Origin of the sequence: Paenibacillus sp. Soil724D2, assembly GCF_001427935.1 — a bacterium.
Taxonomy (GTDB): domain Bacteria; phylum Bacillota; class Bacilli; order Paenibacillales; family NBRC-103111; genus Paenibacillus_E.
Genome location: NZ_LMRY01000020.1, coordinates 81,278 through 98,044 on the forward strand (window position 1 = coordinate 81,278; position 16,767 = coordinate 98,044).

A 16,767-nucleotide genomic window follows, 5' to 3' on the forward strand; every position below is an offset into this window, starting at 1 on the left:
ATAGCCAGTAGCGGTGACTGGTTTGCCTGCCGATAGATTCGTGGCTGCAAGAGCAGCTGGCACTGCTATTCCTAACTGAGCGAACAATACCGCCAAAATRAGAGCGACAAGCATRMTTYTTGAMTTATGAACTCGATTGAACTGCAACTTCATTAAAATTAAACCTCCTAATTAGTAAACATGTAAAATTTGCAGGTACCTGTTACAAAAAAAATGAAAGCGCTTCCCACTCCTTCAGCGATTAGATTGAGGCCACTAAATTACTAATCTCCACCTCCTATCCTAGCGACTGCCGCTATCTTAATCATAACAAACAAGTGAACGAGAGCACGATGTGCTTCCTTACTTAGTTCGTGTGCAAAATTACGAAATTCATACAATTTAAGGAAGATTTCTTTATATTGTAACACGTCAATGACGATCACTAACGCTTAACCAAGCAGGCTGTTTCGTTCACACATTGGTGCACATCTTGAACGGGGCGCGATGGCTGAACAAAAACAGCTTACTCGGTTATCCGAGTAAGCTGTGTCGATTAATTAAGCCACATCACCAGTTGTTGCCGGCAACTCTATTGACCGTAAAGTTCGGGCTCAATGATTCACCATAGATAGCTGTAACTCCAGGATTATTGATTTTTACATTAGTAAAACTTGCCGCACCGACAACCGGTCCTTGGCCTTGCTCCGCTCTAGCAACAAGCTTGATGCCGTAGCGGGTCGGATTATTGATGTTGACGTTCTCTATGCGAACGTTTTGCATTGCAAGCGCATTCGGATACATATTCTGGAACATCAGCCCGAAATACACTGAGTTGTTGATGTCGACATTTTTGACCACGATATTCTTGAATGCACGATCACCGACATAGAACCAGATTGCTCCGAAGTTCTGGTAATCGTTGATCTTGTCGTCTGCTCCTACACTGGTCCAGAAATCTCCGCCTGTACGGTCCAGAGTGATGCCGTCGAATACGGTATCCACGTCACCAAAGCCCAAGGTATTGTATCCAAAGCTCAAGCTGCTGATCGTTAGACCCGGATACGTCAACGTATCTGCGCCGTAGAGGTTCTGGAACAAGTTATCCGAACCGCCGTACGCCGCAAAAGCAGCCGCACGTCTTACAGTAACCGCGGTAAGGTTAGTGAACTTGTTGCCTACATTATACGATCCACCAGCATCAACCGCGCTGAACTCTGCGAAGGAATCGTCGCCGGTTGCCCTCGCGTAGTTGTTGTCGATTATGTTGTTGTTGGAACCGTTGGTCATGTTGATTCCGTCTGCAAATGTGTTTTTAATCCGGTTGTTTTTGAACGTATTGTTAGAAGCGCCAACTCCCCAATACAAGCAGACGAAGTGCTCCGCCCAGATGTTTTGAATCGTTACGTTTTGCATGCCATTACCATCGATGAATTTACCAGGTCCATCCACTCTGTACTGATAGTTACCCCAAGCGGATAAGTCTCTGATGGTTGAGCCATTCGCGGTCGCAGCAATATTAAAGCCAACATCTGTGTTGGATTGATCCTGTGGTGCCGTCAGCTTTGTATACCATGGGCCCGCGCCGATGATTTCAGTTGCGCGTCCGTAAATGAAGATTTTGCTATTGATTGTCCAAGAGCCAGCTGGTATGAAGATCCCTTTCTTTGTTGTATCTTGTCTAAATTCATTCAATGCTTGATCGATCGGTTTCGATGCCGTAACCTGGACGTATTTACTCGGATCGGGGTTGAAAGCAGCCGGAGCGACGTTTTCCGTTTCGATCATGTCTACGTAGATCCAAGAAACGTCACCGGCATCCTTCTGGATTTTGATCTTCGTTCCTGCCTGATAGACTTGGTCAAGCATCAGTTGGGAATCTTCATAGAGCCAGTAAGCTTTCGTACCCGAATTATCATAACCGAGTCGACCAAGCGTAGTAGGCGTAGCATACAAGTAAGAGAACTTAGAGGATACGCTGAATTTGCCTTTACTTACACCATCTGCATAAATACTGACGGTTCCCGTCGTATTTTCAGCAACGGCATTACGCAGAACGAAAGCGTTGGCCGGTGAGGTCACCGTAAACTCGACATATTCGCCATTTGTGTCCAGATAAACCGCCGATCGTCCGGAGGCTTCACCGGCAAAATCGCCAGGTGTAAAGTTCGGAACCAATCTCGTTCCGTTTGTGGCATTGGAAGGCAATTCCGCTTCAATAACGGTAAAAGGCATATTAGCGCCACGTCCCGAATAAAGGTTTGTCACACTTGTGTTGTTTGCTTGTTTGATGCTTACTTCGTTAGCATCGATCGCAACCGTCGTGGTTATTGTGTAGCTGCCATTAACAGCTATCCAAGTACCCATATTCACATTGACGGATGCTCCCGCTGCGATGGCACCGCTATAGGATCCAGTAAATGATTGAATGATTGCACCAGCAGAGTTCTTAAGAACTAAGGTCAGGGCATGAGCGCCGCTCGCAGAAGCGATGTTGCCTTGGTTTTTCAGATTTACAGTAAAGGATACATTATTGCCGGCTACTGGATTGCTTGGTGCCCATGAAGCGGTACCTACCAAATCGGAGCTTGGAACCGCATTAACAACCAAGTTGGAGCTGCTTGTGTAGCTGTTATTGCTTTCATTCAGCTCGTTGACGGCATTCTCCTCGTCCACTTTCACTGTCGGTGTGTAGCTGCCTGCCACTTGGGCTGCGATGTTTACTGAAACGTTAGCCGTTGCACCTGCTGCTAAAGCTGCTACTGGGGCAGATCCGACTTTCGTCGTGCCTACGTAAAAGTTAACGGTTGTCGCCGTTGAGGAGGCGGTGCCTATATTTTTCACAACAGCGTTAAGTGAAATGGCGTCGGTTTCAATTGGCGAATTCGGCGTCCAAGTCAGGCCGGTGATCGTCAGGTCTGGATTCGGAGCTGGGGTACCAATGACTTCAAACTCGGCAACTTGAGCGCCCGGCGCACCGGAGTTCGCCGTGATCTTCAATTGTACGTCGCTGACTGTCGCTGTCACAGGAATTGTGAGCACGTTGCCGGAAGACGGATTAAACGTGTATGTAGCAGGAGAAACAAGCGTCGTGTATGCCGTGCTGCCTTGCGCTTTTCCCAACACTTCAATCGTTTGCGTACGCGTTGCCCACACCGAGTCTGGGTTCAGCTTGACAGCAACAGACGAGATGNATGCCGTGCTGCCTTGCGCTTTTCCCAACACTTCAATCGTTTGCGTACGCGTTGCCCACACCGAGTCTGGGTTCAGCTTGACAGCAACAGACGAGATGGAAGCATTTGCACCCAAGCTAACGGCAATCGTAGCCGGATAAGCACCGGAACCACTCTCCCAGTATGTAGTGGCACTGCCGTCATTCGCATTTGTTGCGACAAATGTTTGCGTGCTTGACGATGCTGTGATCGTTTTGCCCACAGCGAGGTTGGTGCCGCTTGCGACACTGCCGTTACGCGTTAGCGTATTGCTTGCGGCAGATAAATTGCCTGCTGCATCCTTCGCTATAACGTAGTAACTGACCGTGGCCGTATCCGGCTGATTATCCGTGTAAGTCAGCACATTGCCAGCTACACTTCCGCGCAGACTGCCATTCGCATAGATGTCATAGCCAGTTACGCCTACATTATCCGTTGAAGCGTTCCATGTCAGTTTGACTTGACCAGAAGCAGGCGTCGTATACGCCAAATTTGTCGGTGCAGTCGGCGCCTGTGTATCCCCAGTCGCAGCTCCGTATACTTCAAATTCGGAAAGCTGGCAGAAGCTGCCGTGAAATTAATGGTCACAATGTTGTTGCTTGTAGGATTAAATGTATAGCTAGCTGAGCCTGTGAGATTGGTATATGTAGAATCATTCAAGCTACCGAGTACGGAAAGCGTTTGGGTCCGCGTTTCCCAGCCAACAGGAAGCTTCAGCACGACCTGATTGACGGAATACGTGCTTCCCAAGTCTACGCGAATCGATTGGGGAAATGCATTATTCGTGCTTTCCCAGTATGTGGCTTGATTGCCGTCGTTGACGTTAGTCGCCACATAGACATCGTTATAGCCAGTAGCGGTGACTGGTTTGCCTGCCGATAGATTCGTGGCTGCAAGAGCAGCTGGCACTGCTATTCCTAACTGAGCGAACAATACCGCCAAAATGCATGCTTTTTGACTTATGAACTCGATTGAACTGCAACTTCATTAGAATTAAACCTCCTAATTAGTAAATATGTAAAATTTGCAGGTACCCGTTACAAAAATATGAAAGCGCTTCCCACTCCTTTAGCGATTAGATTGAGGCCGCTTAATACTAACCTCCACCTCCTATCCTAGCGACKGCCGCTAWCTTAATCATAACAAACAAGTGAACGAGAGCACGATGTGCTTCCTTACTTAGTTCGTGTGCAAAATTACGAAATTCATACAATTTAAGGAAGAATTATTTCATTACAATAATTATTTCATGAATGGCATAACGAGAAGACCTCTCAGCAAGTGTGAGGTCTTCTTTTCTTTCGTCTGAGCCTACTTATTTATTCATTAAATTCGCGTCTTGCAGCAGTCGATGCAGCAGAACCACCGCTTCCGCACGCGTTGCCAGCGCCTGTGGCGCGAGTGACGAATCACTTTGGCCTTGCATCAAGCCACGAGCGACGATATCTTGCATAGCGTCTTTGGCCCATTCGCTTATCCATACACGATCTGCGAATCCACGCAACACATCTGCATGTGATACAACTGGATTCGTATCCGCAAGCTTCAGTGCCCGCTCGATCATAACGGCAATTTCTTCACGCGTAATGGCCCGATCAGGATGGAAATTGCCAGTATCATCGCCTTCGATAAGTCTATACTCAGCCGCTGTAGAATTGGCATAAGCAAACCAATCGTGAGCGTTGATGTCGTGGAAAGCAGATGGCTTCGGCTGTGATACGCTTGCAGCAAGCCCCAGCGCACGCACCAGCATAGCCGCGAACTCTGCTCTAGTCACCTGATCGTCTGGTGCAAAGGAGGAGTCCGATTTTCCGTTTACGATCAGCTTTGAGGCCAGCAATTCGACCTCCGATTCCGCCCAGTGACCGGTAAGATCAGCAAACGTTTTGTTAAGGAGTACGACGGTATAGATACTATTCGTCGTGCTTTTGATCGTTACAACTGTTTTACCGTCCACGATGGAGAACAAAGCAGGAACATATTGGAACTCGTTAGTTTCCGGATGATAGACAAGAGCTGTTGCAGATGAGGCGTCTACGGCACCGTCAACGTTCAACGTTCTGGTAACATAGATGTGACCAAAATGATTAAGTACTAGGGTCTGGTCACCAGCAATCAATGTAACCTCAAAGCTAACTGGTGAATCCAGCAGTTTCCCGCCGAGCTGGGCAGCCTGCGTTTCGACCTTGCTACTTTGATCGCCATCCTGCTTCACGATGCTCACTTTCAGCGTAGCTTTTGAAAGATCTACACCGCTTATGCCTTGCGCAGTAAGCAACTTCCCAATATCGGCAGGAAGTGCAAAACTTGCATTCAAATGTTGAATGATAAGTTGCGCATCTGGCATCGCAGTCACGACTTTCACCAATGAGGATACTGGCAGTTGGAACTCAGCTGCGTTGCCTGTTAATTCGCTTTGAATGCGGATCACGGGTTGATTATTTTTGATAAAATCCGCAATCTGCTGATCAGTGATCTGAACGATTGGCACATCCGAGCTATTGCTTGTCGTGCCAGATGGTCCACTTCGATTTTCTGTTGGCATGCTTGGGGGTTCGACTTTCGTGCTCGCAAAACCTTTGCCTGTTTCGTTAACGACAAAACCCGCACCGGCATTATTGGCTACATCTTGGATTTTGGCGTTGCGGATAATTACATTATCAAAGCTTGCAGAACCTGCAACGGTATTTGCGACTTCCAAACCTGTTGTACCTGCACCATCGATCACATTATTCTTAAATGTAACTTGGTTTACAGGTGATGTTCCTTGGATGGAAATGCCTTGGTACATACTGTCGAGCGCAATGTTATCGCTAATTAGGACAGGGCTGGCAATCGGTTTCGTATCGGCATAAACCCAGATTGCGCCAAAATTCAGATTGAGGCCAGCATCCCGGCTTCCTGTTCGAACCAGTGTGTTGCGCTGAACAAGCGTCGTCCCGTCAAGAGGCGTAACCGGACTGAACCTTGTGGAGACAGTGATTCCCCCGCCGAGACCGATTGTATCTTTGAGCACGTTATCTGTCATCTTGTTATCCTTACCGCCGAAAACAACCATATTGTTGGACAGCCATGGCAGTTGGACAGTGTCGAAGCGGAACGTATTTTTGTCCGTGTAATCGCCTGGATAACCTTCGTTCAAAGTCGACCACATGGCTAGACCGTCGTCCCCGGCGTAGCGGACGTTCGTCTCTTCGACCATACTGTTTTTCGTGTTCGTGCTGAAGTTCATACCGTCCGCCATCAAGTTGCGGATTCGCAGACCGCCGACATAGAAACCATCTGTGTATTGATCCTTGCTGACGCCAAAATCACCTCTCGGACGCGCAATCCACATTCCCGTTTTCGTATGCTCAATCCAAACGCTCTGGATCGTGGAGCCTGTTCCAAATGCGCCTTCAAACCCATTCGTATGTGCGTCGTCATTACGGATGTTCAACTCGCCGTCAATAGCCAAGTCATACACGCGAATGTTATTTCCGTTTCCGAAAAATTTAGCTCCTTTCAGATTCGTGTACCACATGCCAGCGCCGCGAATGGTTACGTCGTTAAGAAGGAACACATGCTGCATCGTTTCCTGACTGACATTTACCCCAGGATCCGATCCGCTGCCATTGGATAATTCAAAATCTCCCACAGGGAACCAAACTCCCTTATGCTGCAAGCTAGCTGCTGCCAAAGCATCCTTGAATGCTTGTGAATCGTCCTGACCATCGTTCGGAACCGCTCCGAAATCCGTGACTGAAACGAATCCGGCTGGCATTGTATAAGCAGTGTCAGGAGCTTGCTCCATTTCAGCAAAATCAATGAAATACGAAGACGCGGTGCTATTTGCATCCACTTGCAACTTGATCGTTGCTCCCGCATCCACATTGCTGATCCGTGTATGAATTTCGTCAAAGAAGCGGTGTGCGCTGCCCTGCTTGGGATCATTCGACCAAGGATAGTTGCCATATTCCCAAGCATATTTAGAAGTCAAATCCAGATCTTTAACTTTCGTACCGTTCACATAAAGTCCTATCTTCGCGTTCATGCCGGTTCCGTCCGCATTGTCAGGAATGGAGTAACGCAGTACGAGTGAGTTGGCTTTATGTGCGGCCTGGAATTGCACAAACTGACCGACTTGATCCATCTTCACCGCCTGTTTACCTGATGCTTCATTAGCCAACTCATGGTACGTGCGCGATGGACCAACGATCGTGCCGTTCGTTTCTCCCTGTTCGGCTTCATAAGTTGTATAGCTTTCAATAGCGCCTCTGTAAGCTTTGTTTACTGCTTGATGAACGATCAAAGAATCAATTGCAACATGGCCGCTATCCCCAGCTGCGAATTCGAAGGATACAGAGTTGAATCCTGCGCGAAGCGGAAGATTCACTTGAACGGCTTGCCAGCCGTTTCCTTTGGCAAAAGTCAGTTGCTGCGTTTGGATGCCATTAACAAGTAAGCTTAACGTTTGATCGGCAGCCGATGTATTCGCGTACTGAATTGTCGCTGCATACGTTTTAGCTTCTTGCGCGTTCACAGCGACAATCGCTCTTGCACCTGCAGCCACGAAATGATCTACGTACGTGCTGCCGGAATAACCCGCCAGATTTGAGCCAGACTGAACGCCGCCGCTAAGGAATGCGTTTTCCAGTTCGTACACGGCATCTCCAAGAACAGGTTCTAAAGACCAAAGCGCTGAATCTTTCGATTGAACAGTTGTTCCTTGCTTAACGGCCCCATCTTGAGCAAAAAGACGCTGTCCAGTGATGGAATTGATAATTTGTTGATAGCCCAGCATGTCATTGATATTCCACTGCGCTGATCGCATACTGCTATCGCTATTGGAGCTGGCCACTTGATTGTTTACAAGAGACTCAAGCAGGTGCCCAGTCGCGCGATTTTTCAGTGCTTGATGTCCATTCACTTGCTGGACCAGCCATTCGCTGCTTGCCTGCAATTCATTTTGACTGCCAAGTAAAACTAATCCCGATTGTTCATATACATATTGACCCGATTGTTTATTACCAATACGAACATAGTTGGTATCGTCAATAACCGGCGTTGTCGTTTTTACATTTCTAGTTTCGGAGTAATTTGGAGTCTTAAGCGTACCCGTTGCAGACTCAAAGGTCCATTCCAGCTTTTTTTCCGAATCTCCTTGCAGGACATAAAGACCTCGTTCTGGATAACCAGCTCCATTCACCGTATTCAGGTATTCATCGTTAAAAGAACCATTATTGCTGCGTATACGGAATTTACCTGTTCCAGTAACGTCCTCGATTACCCACTGCGACGCTTGGTTATCGCTGGATGCAGCCGTATCCTGCATGTAAGCGTACGTATCGTTCATTGTCATATAACGACCGGTAGCTGCATTTTTGATGCGCTGAATGCCGCCCGCGGATTCGATGGTCCAATACGCATAGGCGTTGTCTGCATCTGGCGATCCATAAAGGATAGCGCCTCTGCTATTTTCGAACAGATACTGGCTGTTATCCGCATTTTTGATACGAACTGGCGCAGTCGGCAGCGCTGCTGATATTTGCACAGGTTCTACAGCGAATAACGCACTGTCATCGTTTGCTTTGACTTTACTGACTTTGACGCCATTGGTTCCAGCTTCATCATAAATGTAATGCGCGTTGGTCCATCCGCTTTTCAACATCACATATCCAGGTGTATTGGAGTCTAGAAGCACCCAGTTCGCGCTGGCCCAAGCAGCATAAATCGTTTCGTACAAAAGCAGGTTCTCAGGCGGATTGTCCTTTTCAATGTCAGGTACGACATTTTCCAAAGCAAGGCCGTAACCGCTCTTCGCATTCTTGAGATAAACTTGCGTCGAGTTATTTTGGGAGACACTGATGACCCAAACAGAAGAAAGATCAGATGACGGGAGATCTCCGTATTTCATGTTATGATCGGCGTCTTCGTAAAGGTATTGGCCTGTTTGTTTGTTCTTAAAACGCGCCGTCATCGGCAGTGTGCTGTCCGATACCGGAACAAACCTCCAGTTTTTGCTTCCCCATGTAGCAGGAATTTCACTGTATTCCGCGTATTTATTCAGATTTTGCACATTGATGAACTTCTGTTGATTAGGTTGCTGATTCGGATCATTTACACTATGGATTTGCTTCGTATCTCCGGTAGTTTCAATAACCCAAATCGCGCTGGTCCACGAATCTTCGACAGTTGTCACCTTCAAGTGTCCGTCCACAGGATTTTGAATATTGATGTAATGGCCTGTGGCGCGGTTTTTGATCCGTTTGCGACCAGCGAACTTCTCAATTAGCCATTGCCCGCGTTGATTGTCCGATTTCACATTGCCATATTTCACATTGCTATCGGTATCTTCATACAAGGCCAAAGAGGTCCATGTATTCACGATTTGCACGTACTGATTCACGCCTGCTACCACCGATGGATCTTCAAAAAGCCATTGAACCTCGTCCGTATTCGGATTTGCCACGCTGGATTGGGCAAAACCAAGACCATTCGTTACATGGATATAAGTCCCCGCATATACGGCGCTTTGCACCGTTACATAATCGTCGTACATCAATGAATTGCTGATCTGCCACTGATCGTCTCCAGAGCCATTCGGCTGGTGCAGGCTTTGCAGCGGATCACCGGGTTGTAAAATATTTTCCATACTGATATAGTTGCCGGTGTCGAGATTGCGAATTCGTTTCTTGCCGTTATAATCTTCAACAATCCACTGATACACATTCCCTGTCACGGTTCCAGATGGAATCGGCCCATATTTCACCGTGTCTTGATCCTCATACAAATATTTGTCACTCACCTGCTGAGAAGTGAAATTGGCGATACGGACAGGCTTTACATCTGCCGCTATCTCGATTTTCCACTGAGCATTATCTCGCGTGGGTATCGACCAATTGTTGGAACGGGCGAACGTATCATCGAATTGGCTGTTCAGCACATAGGTCTGGCTTCCGGCTTCAATATCATCAGTATCTCCTGGAAGCCGGTCGGTTCCTTTTGCGAATACGTTTGTAAAGGTTACCCATCCATCGGCTATACCTACTGCCATGGTCCATTCATTTTTAGTTGTACCGGTAAACGGAAGACTTTTTATTTTATCCCAAAATGTACCTTGTGTAATGTAGTGACCTGTGGCCCGGTTCTTTAAACGTACTGTTGTTGACCCGTCGCCATTAGATGCCACTTGTTCAATGAACCAGTGTGAGTTCGTATCGTCCATGGGCACTTTGCCGAATTCGATAAGACCGTCTTTATCCTCGTACAAGTATTGTCCTGCGCGATACTGATTGACGATTCGAACAGGACTCTCATCGCTGGCAGTCTCTAATTGCCACTGTGGACTTTCCCAGGTAGCCCCGATATCGGAGCTCACTTGACCGTAGCCAAGCTGGTCTTCCTCGTGGATGAACAGGTTTTGTGTTAGATCCTTCACGCTGCGAATCGTCACATAGCCAGCCCGGCTAGCATCCTGAATGAGCCATTGGTCATTAGCTGAACTGCTGCCTATTGCATCGCCAGTCAAAGCATCAGATCGCTTGGTCACATGGTTAACGGTGATGTAATGATCCGTCTGCATGTTCTTGATTCGTTTAAAACCAGTGCCATCTGGTGCATCTTCCAGCAGCCATTTCGCTGATTGATCCGCTGCGCTCGTATAACCGTAGCGGACAACACCAGACGAATCTTCGTATAGATAATTGCCCTTCCACTTGTTTTTGATCCGAACGACCGAACCGCCAGCAGTGTTTGACGAGTCTGTAACACTTGGTCCGCTTGACGGAAGATTCGCATAGGCCATCGTTTGAAACGGCAGTACTAACAGAATGGCCAGCAGAATCATCAAATTTCGTCTAAATAAACGTATCACCCTTGACATTCCTCCCATTGAAATAGAAATAGCTTCCTCTTCCAAGTATATGAATGCGCTTTCATACGAACAATGTGTAATATTATGGTAATCATGTCCAAATTTACTTACCTACTAAAAAGCATCCGTTTCTCATCAATATTTAATGAGAGCGGATGCATAAGTAATCTTCCTATTTCAATTGCTGAAGCAAGAGCAATATTTTTCAAAACTCTATTTTGACTTCCGACAACTACCCCTTTCCGCGTCAAACTCAAAAAAAAGATTGAAATGACCCACTCTCCCCATGTGTGGCATTTTGATAGTAAACATTAACATTCATAACGTGCTAAGTCGTAGCTCATAAAAATACTGCACAATTGGATGCTTTAACTTCATCTTCTCGGTCATGTTTAAAATTCGCTTTTTTCCAACTCTTCTGTCCACCAAAGCTAAAATATTCAATAAGATATCATTGCTCTCTAGGCTTTCCTCTATAGAAGTAGATAAAAACTTATTTGCTACAACAATAAAATTGGATTTACTTAATGCTGACTGTTCTGATAAAAGCTCCTTTGCATATTCTGATATTTTTCTATTTCTTGCAATTACTTTGAGACGATCCTCCGGAACTATCCCCTTGGTATCTTTTCTGACAGCTTCAATTTCTTCATTGTTGATAGGAATTTGGATATTTGGATCATTCTTTATTTCCAGCTCCGTATGATACCATCTGATTAAGGTAGTTGCATCACTCATATTGAGTACGTTCTTTTTATCTACCGCAATATAACAAAGACCTGCTTTATCAGGTAAATAACGGTAGCTAGTTGCGCGGTATTCGAACCTTCCATATAGCGCAGGACAGAGAAAGCTCTCCAGAAGTTGCTTCAATTTGCTCCAGGCCATGTAATCCTCCTATTTAACGAGTGAACTTGCCATCTAACACCTTGAATCCAACACTTCGATCATATTGAACCACACCCACATACCCTTTTCATTTTTTTCTAGAAGATTTGTTCCGTTAAAAGCTTCTAATAAATCATAACCTGTTGGTAAAGAAATTACAGCTACTCCGTTCATATCAACAAGTTTAAAATTCATAAAAAAGCTCTCCCGAGGTACAAATGAGCAATGAAACAGCGATGGATCGAGGTTTCCCATCGCTAACGTACTCGTCGTCTTATGAGTTCAGCCGATTCTTACTGGTTGAACTTTACATTTTTATGCATACATTGCATTTCTATTATGATTTCTAAAAACTGATTGACTTCCTCGGAAGGATGTAAGGGATATAGCAAACCATATGGAATTGCGAAATCTAGGTCACTGGGGATAGTCACTAAGGACGGATGAATATCTGTCCACGCCTCCAAAGTTAGCATGACAGTATTACTTTCCTCGCAGCGATTGAACACATCAAGTTCATAGAGGCGCGGAACATCTTTAATTCGTATTTGAGGATGATTCCTTATCAAGAAATCACGGATGTCATTAATGACTGCACTTTTTCCGCCATTCACCACCACCAATCTTTCCCCATACAAATCTTTGACAGTTAGTGTTTTCTTAGAAGCCAGCCGATGGTTTCGAGATACAGCAAAGCAAAAACGGTAACTTCCCAATTCGAGCACACGAAAGTAATCCTTCCAGTTATCTGTAAGGAATGGCCCTACAATGAAATCGAACTGTCTGCCTATAGTACGGTAAGTGGTTGGGAGTGTATGAGCGTCATCTTCGAAATAAACGATGTTTATTTTGAAATTCGGGTATTGGTCGCTGACTCCATTCCACAAATCAATCAAAACCTTACAGGGGTTAAGTATAGAAGTGCCCACCCGAATAATAAGCCGATTTGCCTGTGCTGCCTGACGCATGCGAATTAGAGCTTCTTGAAAATACTGCAGCATAAATGCCGCATCCTTGTTAAAGGCTGTTCCTGCCTCTGTGAGCCTGACACCATGGTTGGTTCGAATAAAAAGAGGAACTCCTGCTTGCTTTTCCAACAAATTCATTTGCTTCATCACAGCAGTTGAAGAAATAAATAACTTTTCGGCTGCCTTGGAAAAGCTTCCGGACTCCGCCACCTGAATAAACGTCTTCAGTTGTTCATTCATTCGAAAAGGCCCCCTCTTTTGTATAAACCAGTAGTTTATACCATGCTAACCTATTTGAAATTCCGTATCAAGTACTCAAGCTGTAACATTAGAGAGGAACGGAATTGAACGAAAGGAGCTTCAGCAATGCAACACAACAGGAAACGTATAGGAGGAGAATACCATGGATAACAAAGTCTGGTTCATTACAGGAGCCTCTCGCGGTTTTGGGCGCATTTGGGCCGAAGCCGCACTATCTCGCGGGGATAAGGTTGCCGCGACCGCCCGCACACAGGAAAGCATCGCCGACCTTAAGAATCGTTTCGGAGACGCTGTTCTCCCCATGGCACTCGATGTAACGAATACCAATCAGGTACAGCATGTCGTTCGTCAAGCTCATGCGCATTTTGGCAGGTTGGACGTCGTCCTCAACAATGCCGGTTACACTCTGGTCGGTACGGCAGAGGAGGCAGACGAAATTGACGTCCGTGATTTGTTTGACACAAATTACTTTGGTACGCTTCGGGTCATCCAAGCTGCCTTGCCTCTGCTTCGACAACAGGGCAAAGGGCACATCCTCGGAGTCTCAAGTGCCATGGGTATTGTGGCGGCGCCGCTCATCGGCTTCTATTGCGCTTCCAAATGGGCAGTCGAAGCACTCCACGATAGCCTGGCGCAAGAGGTTAATGGCTTCGGCATTAAGGTCACGTTGCTTGAGCCTGGCGCCTTTGCAACCGATTTTGGAAGTCCCTTGTCCATGAAGACGGCACAGGGATTGGATGCCTATGCCGATCTTCGTAATCGGGTGTTCGGTCGTTTATCGACCGCAGAACGCGGCGATCCGCAAGCGACAGCCGAAGCTATTCTCCAGATCGTAGACGCGCAGGATCCGCCGATGCGGTTTGCAGTCGGGGCAGGGGTCTTACCTATGGTGCGCGGAGCCTATGCCGATCGTTTAGCCGCTTGGGAGGCGTGGGAGGCTGTTTCAAACGCAGCGCAAGGCAAGCTGATAAGCGACCATTAGACTTCGAATTAGCAGAAAAGTGAAAAAACAGGAGAGCAGCTGCCGGGGCAATCTGCTCCCTGCTTTATTGATTGCTTCCATACGCCCCCCCCCCCGATCACCCGTTGGTGTCTTGATGATTGACGATGTAAACTTTTCAACACTGAGGCCTTTTACGATCGATATGCGTATTACGCAAATCTGCCCGTTAACGTAATGAGGCTGCCGATCTTGCCGGCAGCCTCATCGTTGTAACGCATGCAACTAACGTTCTGAGTTAGTTGAAAAAACGTCTTGAATCCGTATTAACCTCTTAGTCGGTAATAGTTCTCAGTATCATATATAGACCAGTTCAAAAACTTTGCACCCTGACTCATGATGAAACGGTCAAACCAAAATTCTGAAACTATTCTTAAAAAAGCAGCTTTATCCTTCAACGAAACTCATATAATACTGTTTCTAATGTACTCTCTGAGACAAGGATACGGACCCCCAAAAATATGAGCCATGGTTACGATAAATTTGTGATGTTCCTCCAAAATTTTTGAGGAAATTCCGACGCGATTGGCTAGTAATTGTTGAACCGCTAATTCCCCTTCCAAACTTAGTTGGTTTAGCAAGTCATTGTTTTGTCCGACCATTTTGCTGATTTCCAATAAAGTCTGTGTTTCGACGCCTGATGGCCGACACGCTAATTTGGAAAATTGAATATCGAACTCCTCCAGCCGTCGCTTTAAGTGAAGAATCTCTTCTTGACGTTGTACAGAAGTTTTTGATCTTTTCGATTGAAAAAGGTTCTTCACCTCTTTGGTTACTCTCTTAAGAAGCATGTCTAATTCCTCCTTTTTTCTCTTGAACGAAAAAAGGAAGCGAGGGAATAGAGCCCTAAAATATAAAGACCCATTTAATGTTTCTATCATTTTCTTTCAACGCTGACGAAGTTAGCTGACGGATTCGGGTTGAAAGTTAACCCTAACACTTAATAAGTGTACTCACCCCAGAAACTTGGTTCCCCCGCTTCTTTAATTCTAAAGAATTAAGCGCAGTATGATTCATTCTTATTTTATCAATTTACCCCAATACATAATTAGAAACAATAGTAATATTTACTTATATTTTTTATGTCTATTTTCAACTAATAGTTCAATTTTACTGCGGTTAACGCAGCAAGGCCGCCGATCATCGGAGCCCTAAGTTCCTTTATTGAACAAACGTTCTCCCGTTAGTTGAACAGGCATTTGACAGCAGTTTGTTCGAAAAAATCATGGTCCTGTTCCATCAGCAATCACACGATAACCTACCAATTACTTTAGATATTGAACTATTGTTCTCGTTAGCTTACTGTATTCGTGGAACGATGACCATGACCCAAGGGTTAATTATAGTGGTAAAATACTAGACAAAGGGGTGAGCATGTATGAGGGGTTTGCTTGATGCTGCATTACAAATATTGAACATAGATAAGAATGATATCGAAATTTTAGGTGAGGGATTTGGGAGTATCGTTATTGAACAGAAAGACGGAACTGTCTTTAGGATTGCTAAAACCATAGAAACCGCACGTCAATACACAAAAGAGGTTCAGATGCTACCTCAGATCCGTGCATTCCTAGATATTGAAATACCATTACCTATTTCGTATATGTTTGATCCGTCTATCACTCCTTCGGGAATCATAGGATATAAAAAAATGAAAGGAACCCCTCTTAATCCGGATGTGCTCATCTCCAAAAATCCAAATGTTATTGCCAAACAACTAGCGAAATTTATTATTAAGCTACATCAAATACCAATCAATAAGTTAGATAGCAGTTGTCCGCAAGAATCAAACAACCAACTCTTTATAAAGATATTACGTGAAGATACACAAGAAATATTAAACCAGGTTTTAACCGTAAAAGAGCAACAGAAAATGGCTAAATGGTGGGAGGAAGCATTGGAAGATAGTACGTTTTTTTTCCATCGCTTCGTATTGTGCCACGGAGATTTATGGTATGGAAACATTTTGGTTGATGATTTATGTTCAGGTATAACGGGAATTATCGACTTTAGTGATATGACTATAGGTGACCCTGCAAAAGATTTGGCAACGCAAGGTTATCTGGGAGTGGACTTTTATAATCAGATATTAAGTGAATATAAACATTCATTTCCAGAAGACACGACCATTGAACATAGAGTGAAACGTAATAAGATTTCGATAAGNGATATGACTATAGGTGACCCTGCAAAAGATTTGGCAACGCAAGGTTATCTGGGAGTGGACTTTTATAATCAGATATTAAGTGAATATAAACATTCATTTCCAGAAGACACGACCATTGAACATAGAGTGAAAAAACATCAAGGACTGCGTGAATTAGGTGGATTACGTTACGCGATTAAACATAATATTTCCGAACTCGAAGATTCATTATCAAAAATAAGAACCGTAATATTTGCATCAAGTGACGGTTAGAGCACGATTGCCAATTCAAACAACACAAAAAAGCCTATGCGAATTACTCGTCTAGGCTTAATTCTATCTAGCTAAAGATGGTGCATTGTTATCTCACTTCTGACTAGAAATCTTGCATTAATCCCCGTCTGTCCAATTCCCTTCGATATATAGTAAGTACCATATTGATTATTATGGAGTCCTTT

General features: G+C 45.3%; 9 protein-coding genes, 2 pseudogenes and 1 riboswitch. Of the genes and pseudogenes, 2 read left to right on the top strand and 9 right to left on the bottom strand.

The window, feature by feature from the left end:
• Positions 1 to 549: 549 nt before the first annotated feature.
• The 7 genes and pseudogenes from ASG85_RS18310 to ASG85_RS18325 all read right to left on the bottom strand — a co-directional run bounded on the left by ASG85_RS18310 (position 550) and on the right by ASG85_RS18325 (position 13,142).
• Positions 550 to 3,135 (bottom strand): CARDB domain-containing protein, encoded by a 2,586-nt coding sequence (locus tag ASG85_RS18310; protein WP_321166599.1) that lies wholly within the window; start codon positions 3,133 to 3,135, stop codon positions 550 to 552.
• Positions 3,136 to 3,173: 38 nt separating this feature from the next.
• A pseudogene (locus ASG85_RS39935) lies at positions 3,174 to 3,555 on the bottom strand (discoidin domain-containing protein); the annotation flags it as partial.
• Between the two features lie 86 nt (positions 3,556 to 3,641).
• The gene (locus ASG85_RS39215) at positions 3,642 to 4,133 is read right to left on the bottom strand and encodes a discoidin domain-containing protein (RefSeq protein ID WP_235550166.1); all 492 of its coding nucleotides are present in this window, start codon (positions 4,131 to 4,133) and stop codon (positions 3,642 to 3,644) included.
• Positions 4,134 to 4,506: 373 nt separating this feature from the next.
• Positions 4,507 to 11,046: an S-layer homology domain-containing protein gene (locus tag ASG85_RS18315; RefSeq protein ID WP_060647383.1), complete on the bottom strand. Its 6,540-nt coding sequence runs from the start codon at positions 11,044 to 11,046 to the stop codon at positions 4,507 to 4,509.
• A 318-nt stretch (positions 11,047 to 11,364) separates the two neighbouring features.
• A complete protein-coding gene (locus ASG85_RS18320; RefSeq protein WP_060647384.1) occupies positions 11,365 to 11,934 on the bottom strand; it encodes a hypothetical protein in 570 nt (189 codons plus the stop codon).
• 33 nt (positions 11,935 to 11,967) lie between these two features.
• Positions 11,968 to 12,129: a hypothetical protein gene (locus ASG85_RS37990; RefSeq protein WP_156390042.1), complete on the bottom strand. Its 162-nt coding sequence runs from the start codon at positions 12,127 to 12,129 to the stop codon at positions 11,968 to 11,970.
• A gap of 98 nt (positions 12,130 to 12,227) precedes the next feature.
• A complete protein-coding gene (locus tag ASG85_RS18325; RefSeq protein WP_060647385.1) occupies positions 12,228 to 13,142 on the bottom strand; it encodes a LysR family transcriptional regulator in 915 nt (304 codons plus the stop codon).
• Between the two features lie 163 nt (positions 13,143 to 13,305).
• On the opposite strand from ASG85_RS18325, the gene ASG85_RS18330 reads away from it, so the two are divergent.
• Positions 13,306 to 14,145: an SDR family NAD(P)-dependent oxidoreductase gene (locus tag ASG85_RS18330; protein ID WP_060647386.1), complete on the top strand. Its 840-nt coding sequence runs from the start codon at positions 13,306 to 13,308 to the stop codon at positions 14,143 to 14,145.
• A gap of 422 nt (positions 14,146 to 14,567) precedes the next feature.
• Here ASG85_RS18330 and ASG85_RS18335 read toward each other — a convergent pair whose 3' ends face one another.
• A complete protein-coding gene (locus ASG85_RS18335) occupies positions 14,568 to 14,954 on the bottom strand; it encodes a hypothetical protein (RefSeq protein ID WP_057304336.1) in 387 nt (128 codons plus the stop codon).
• An 86-nt stretch (positions 14,955 to 15,040) separates the two neighbouring features.
• Positions 15,041 to 15,177, bottom strand: a riboswitch (cyclic di-AMP (ydaO/yuaA leader).
• Positions 15,178 to 15,541: 364 nt separating this feature from the next.
• Between ASG85_RS18335 and ASG85_RS39940 the strand changes: the two genes are divergently transcribed.
• Positions 15,542 to 16,329 (top strand): phosphotransferase family protein (locus ASG85_RS39940; protein WP_414858756.1); only part of this gene is annotated, 788 nt, incomplete at its 3' end.
• A 324-nt stretch (positions 16,330 to 16,653) separates the two neighbouring features.
• Here ASG85_RS39940 and ASG85_RS39945 read toward each other — a convergent pair.
• Positions 16,654 to 16,767 (bottom strand): annotated as a pseudogene (locus ASG85_RS39945) (metallophosphoesterase); the annotation flags it as partial.

Bases quoted from the DNA above. Each gene is read 5' to 3' on its own strand.
- ASG85_RS18320 (WP_060647384.1), bottom strand. From the start codon at position 11,934: ATGGCCTGGAGCAAATTGAAGCAACTTCTGGAGAGCTTTCTCTGTCCT.
- ASG85_RS37990 (WP_156390042.1), bottom strand. From the start codon at position 12,129: ATGAATTTTAAACTTGTTGATATGAACGGAGTAGCTGTAATTTCTTTA.
- ASG85_RS18325 (WP_060647385.1), bottom strand. From the start codon at position 13,142: ATGAATGAACAACTGAAGACGTTTATTCAGGTGGCGGAGTCCGGAAGC.
- ASG85_RS18330 (WP_060647386.1), top strand. From the start codon at position 13,306: ATGGATAACAAAGTCTGGTTCATTACAGGAGCCTCTCGCGGTTTTGGG.
- ASG85_RS18335 (WP_057304336.1), bottom strand. From the start codon at position 14,954: ATGCTTCTTAAGAGAGTAACCAAAGAGGTGAAGAACCTTTTTCAATCG.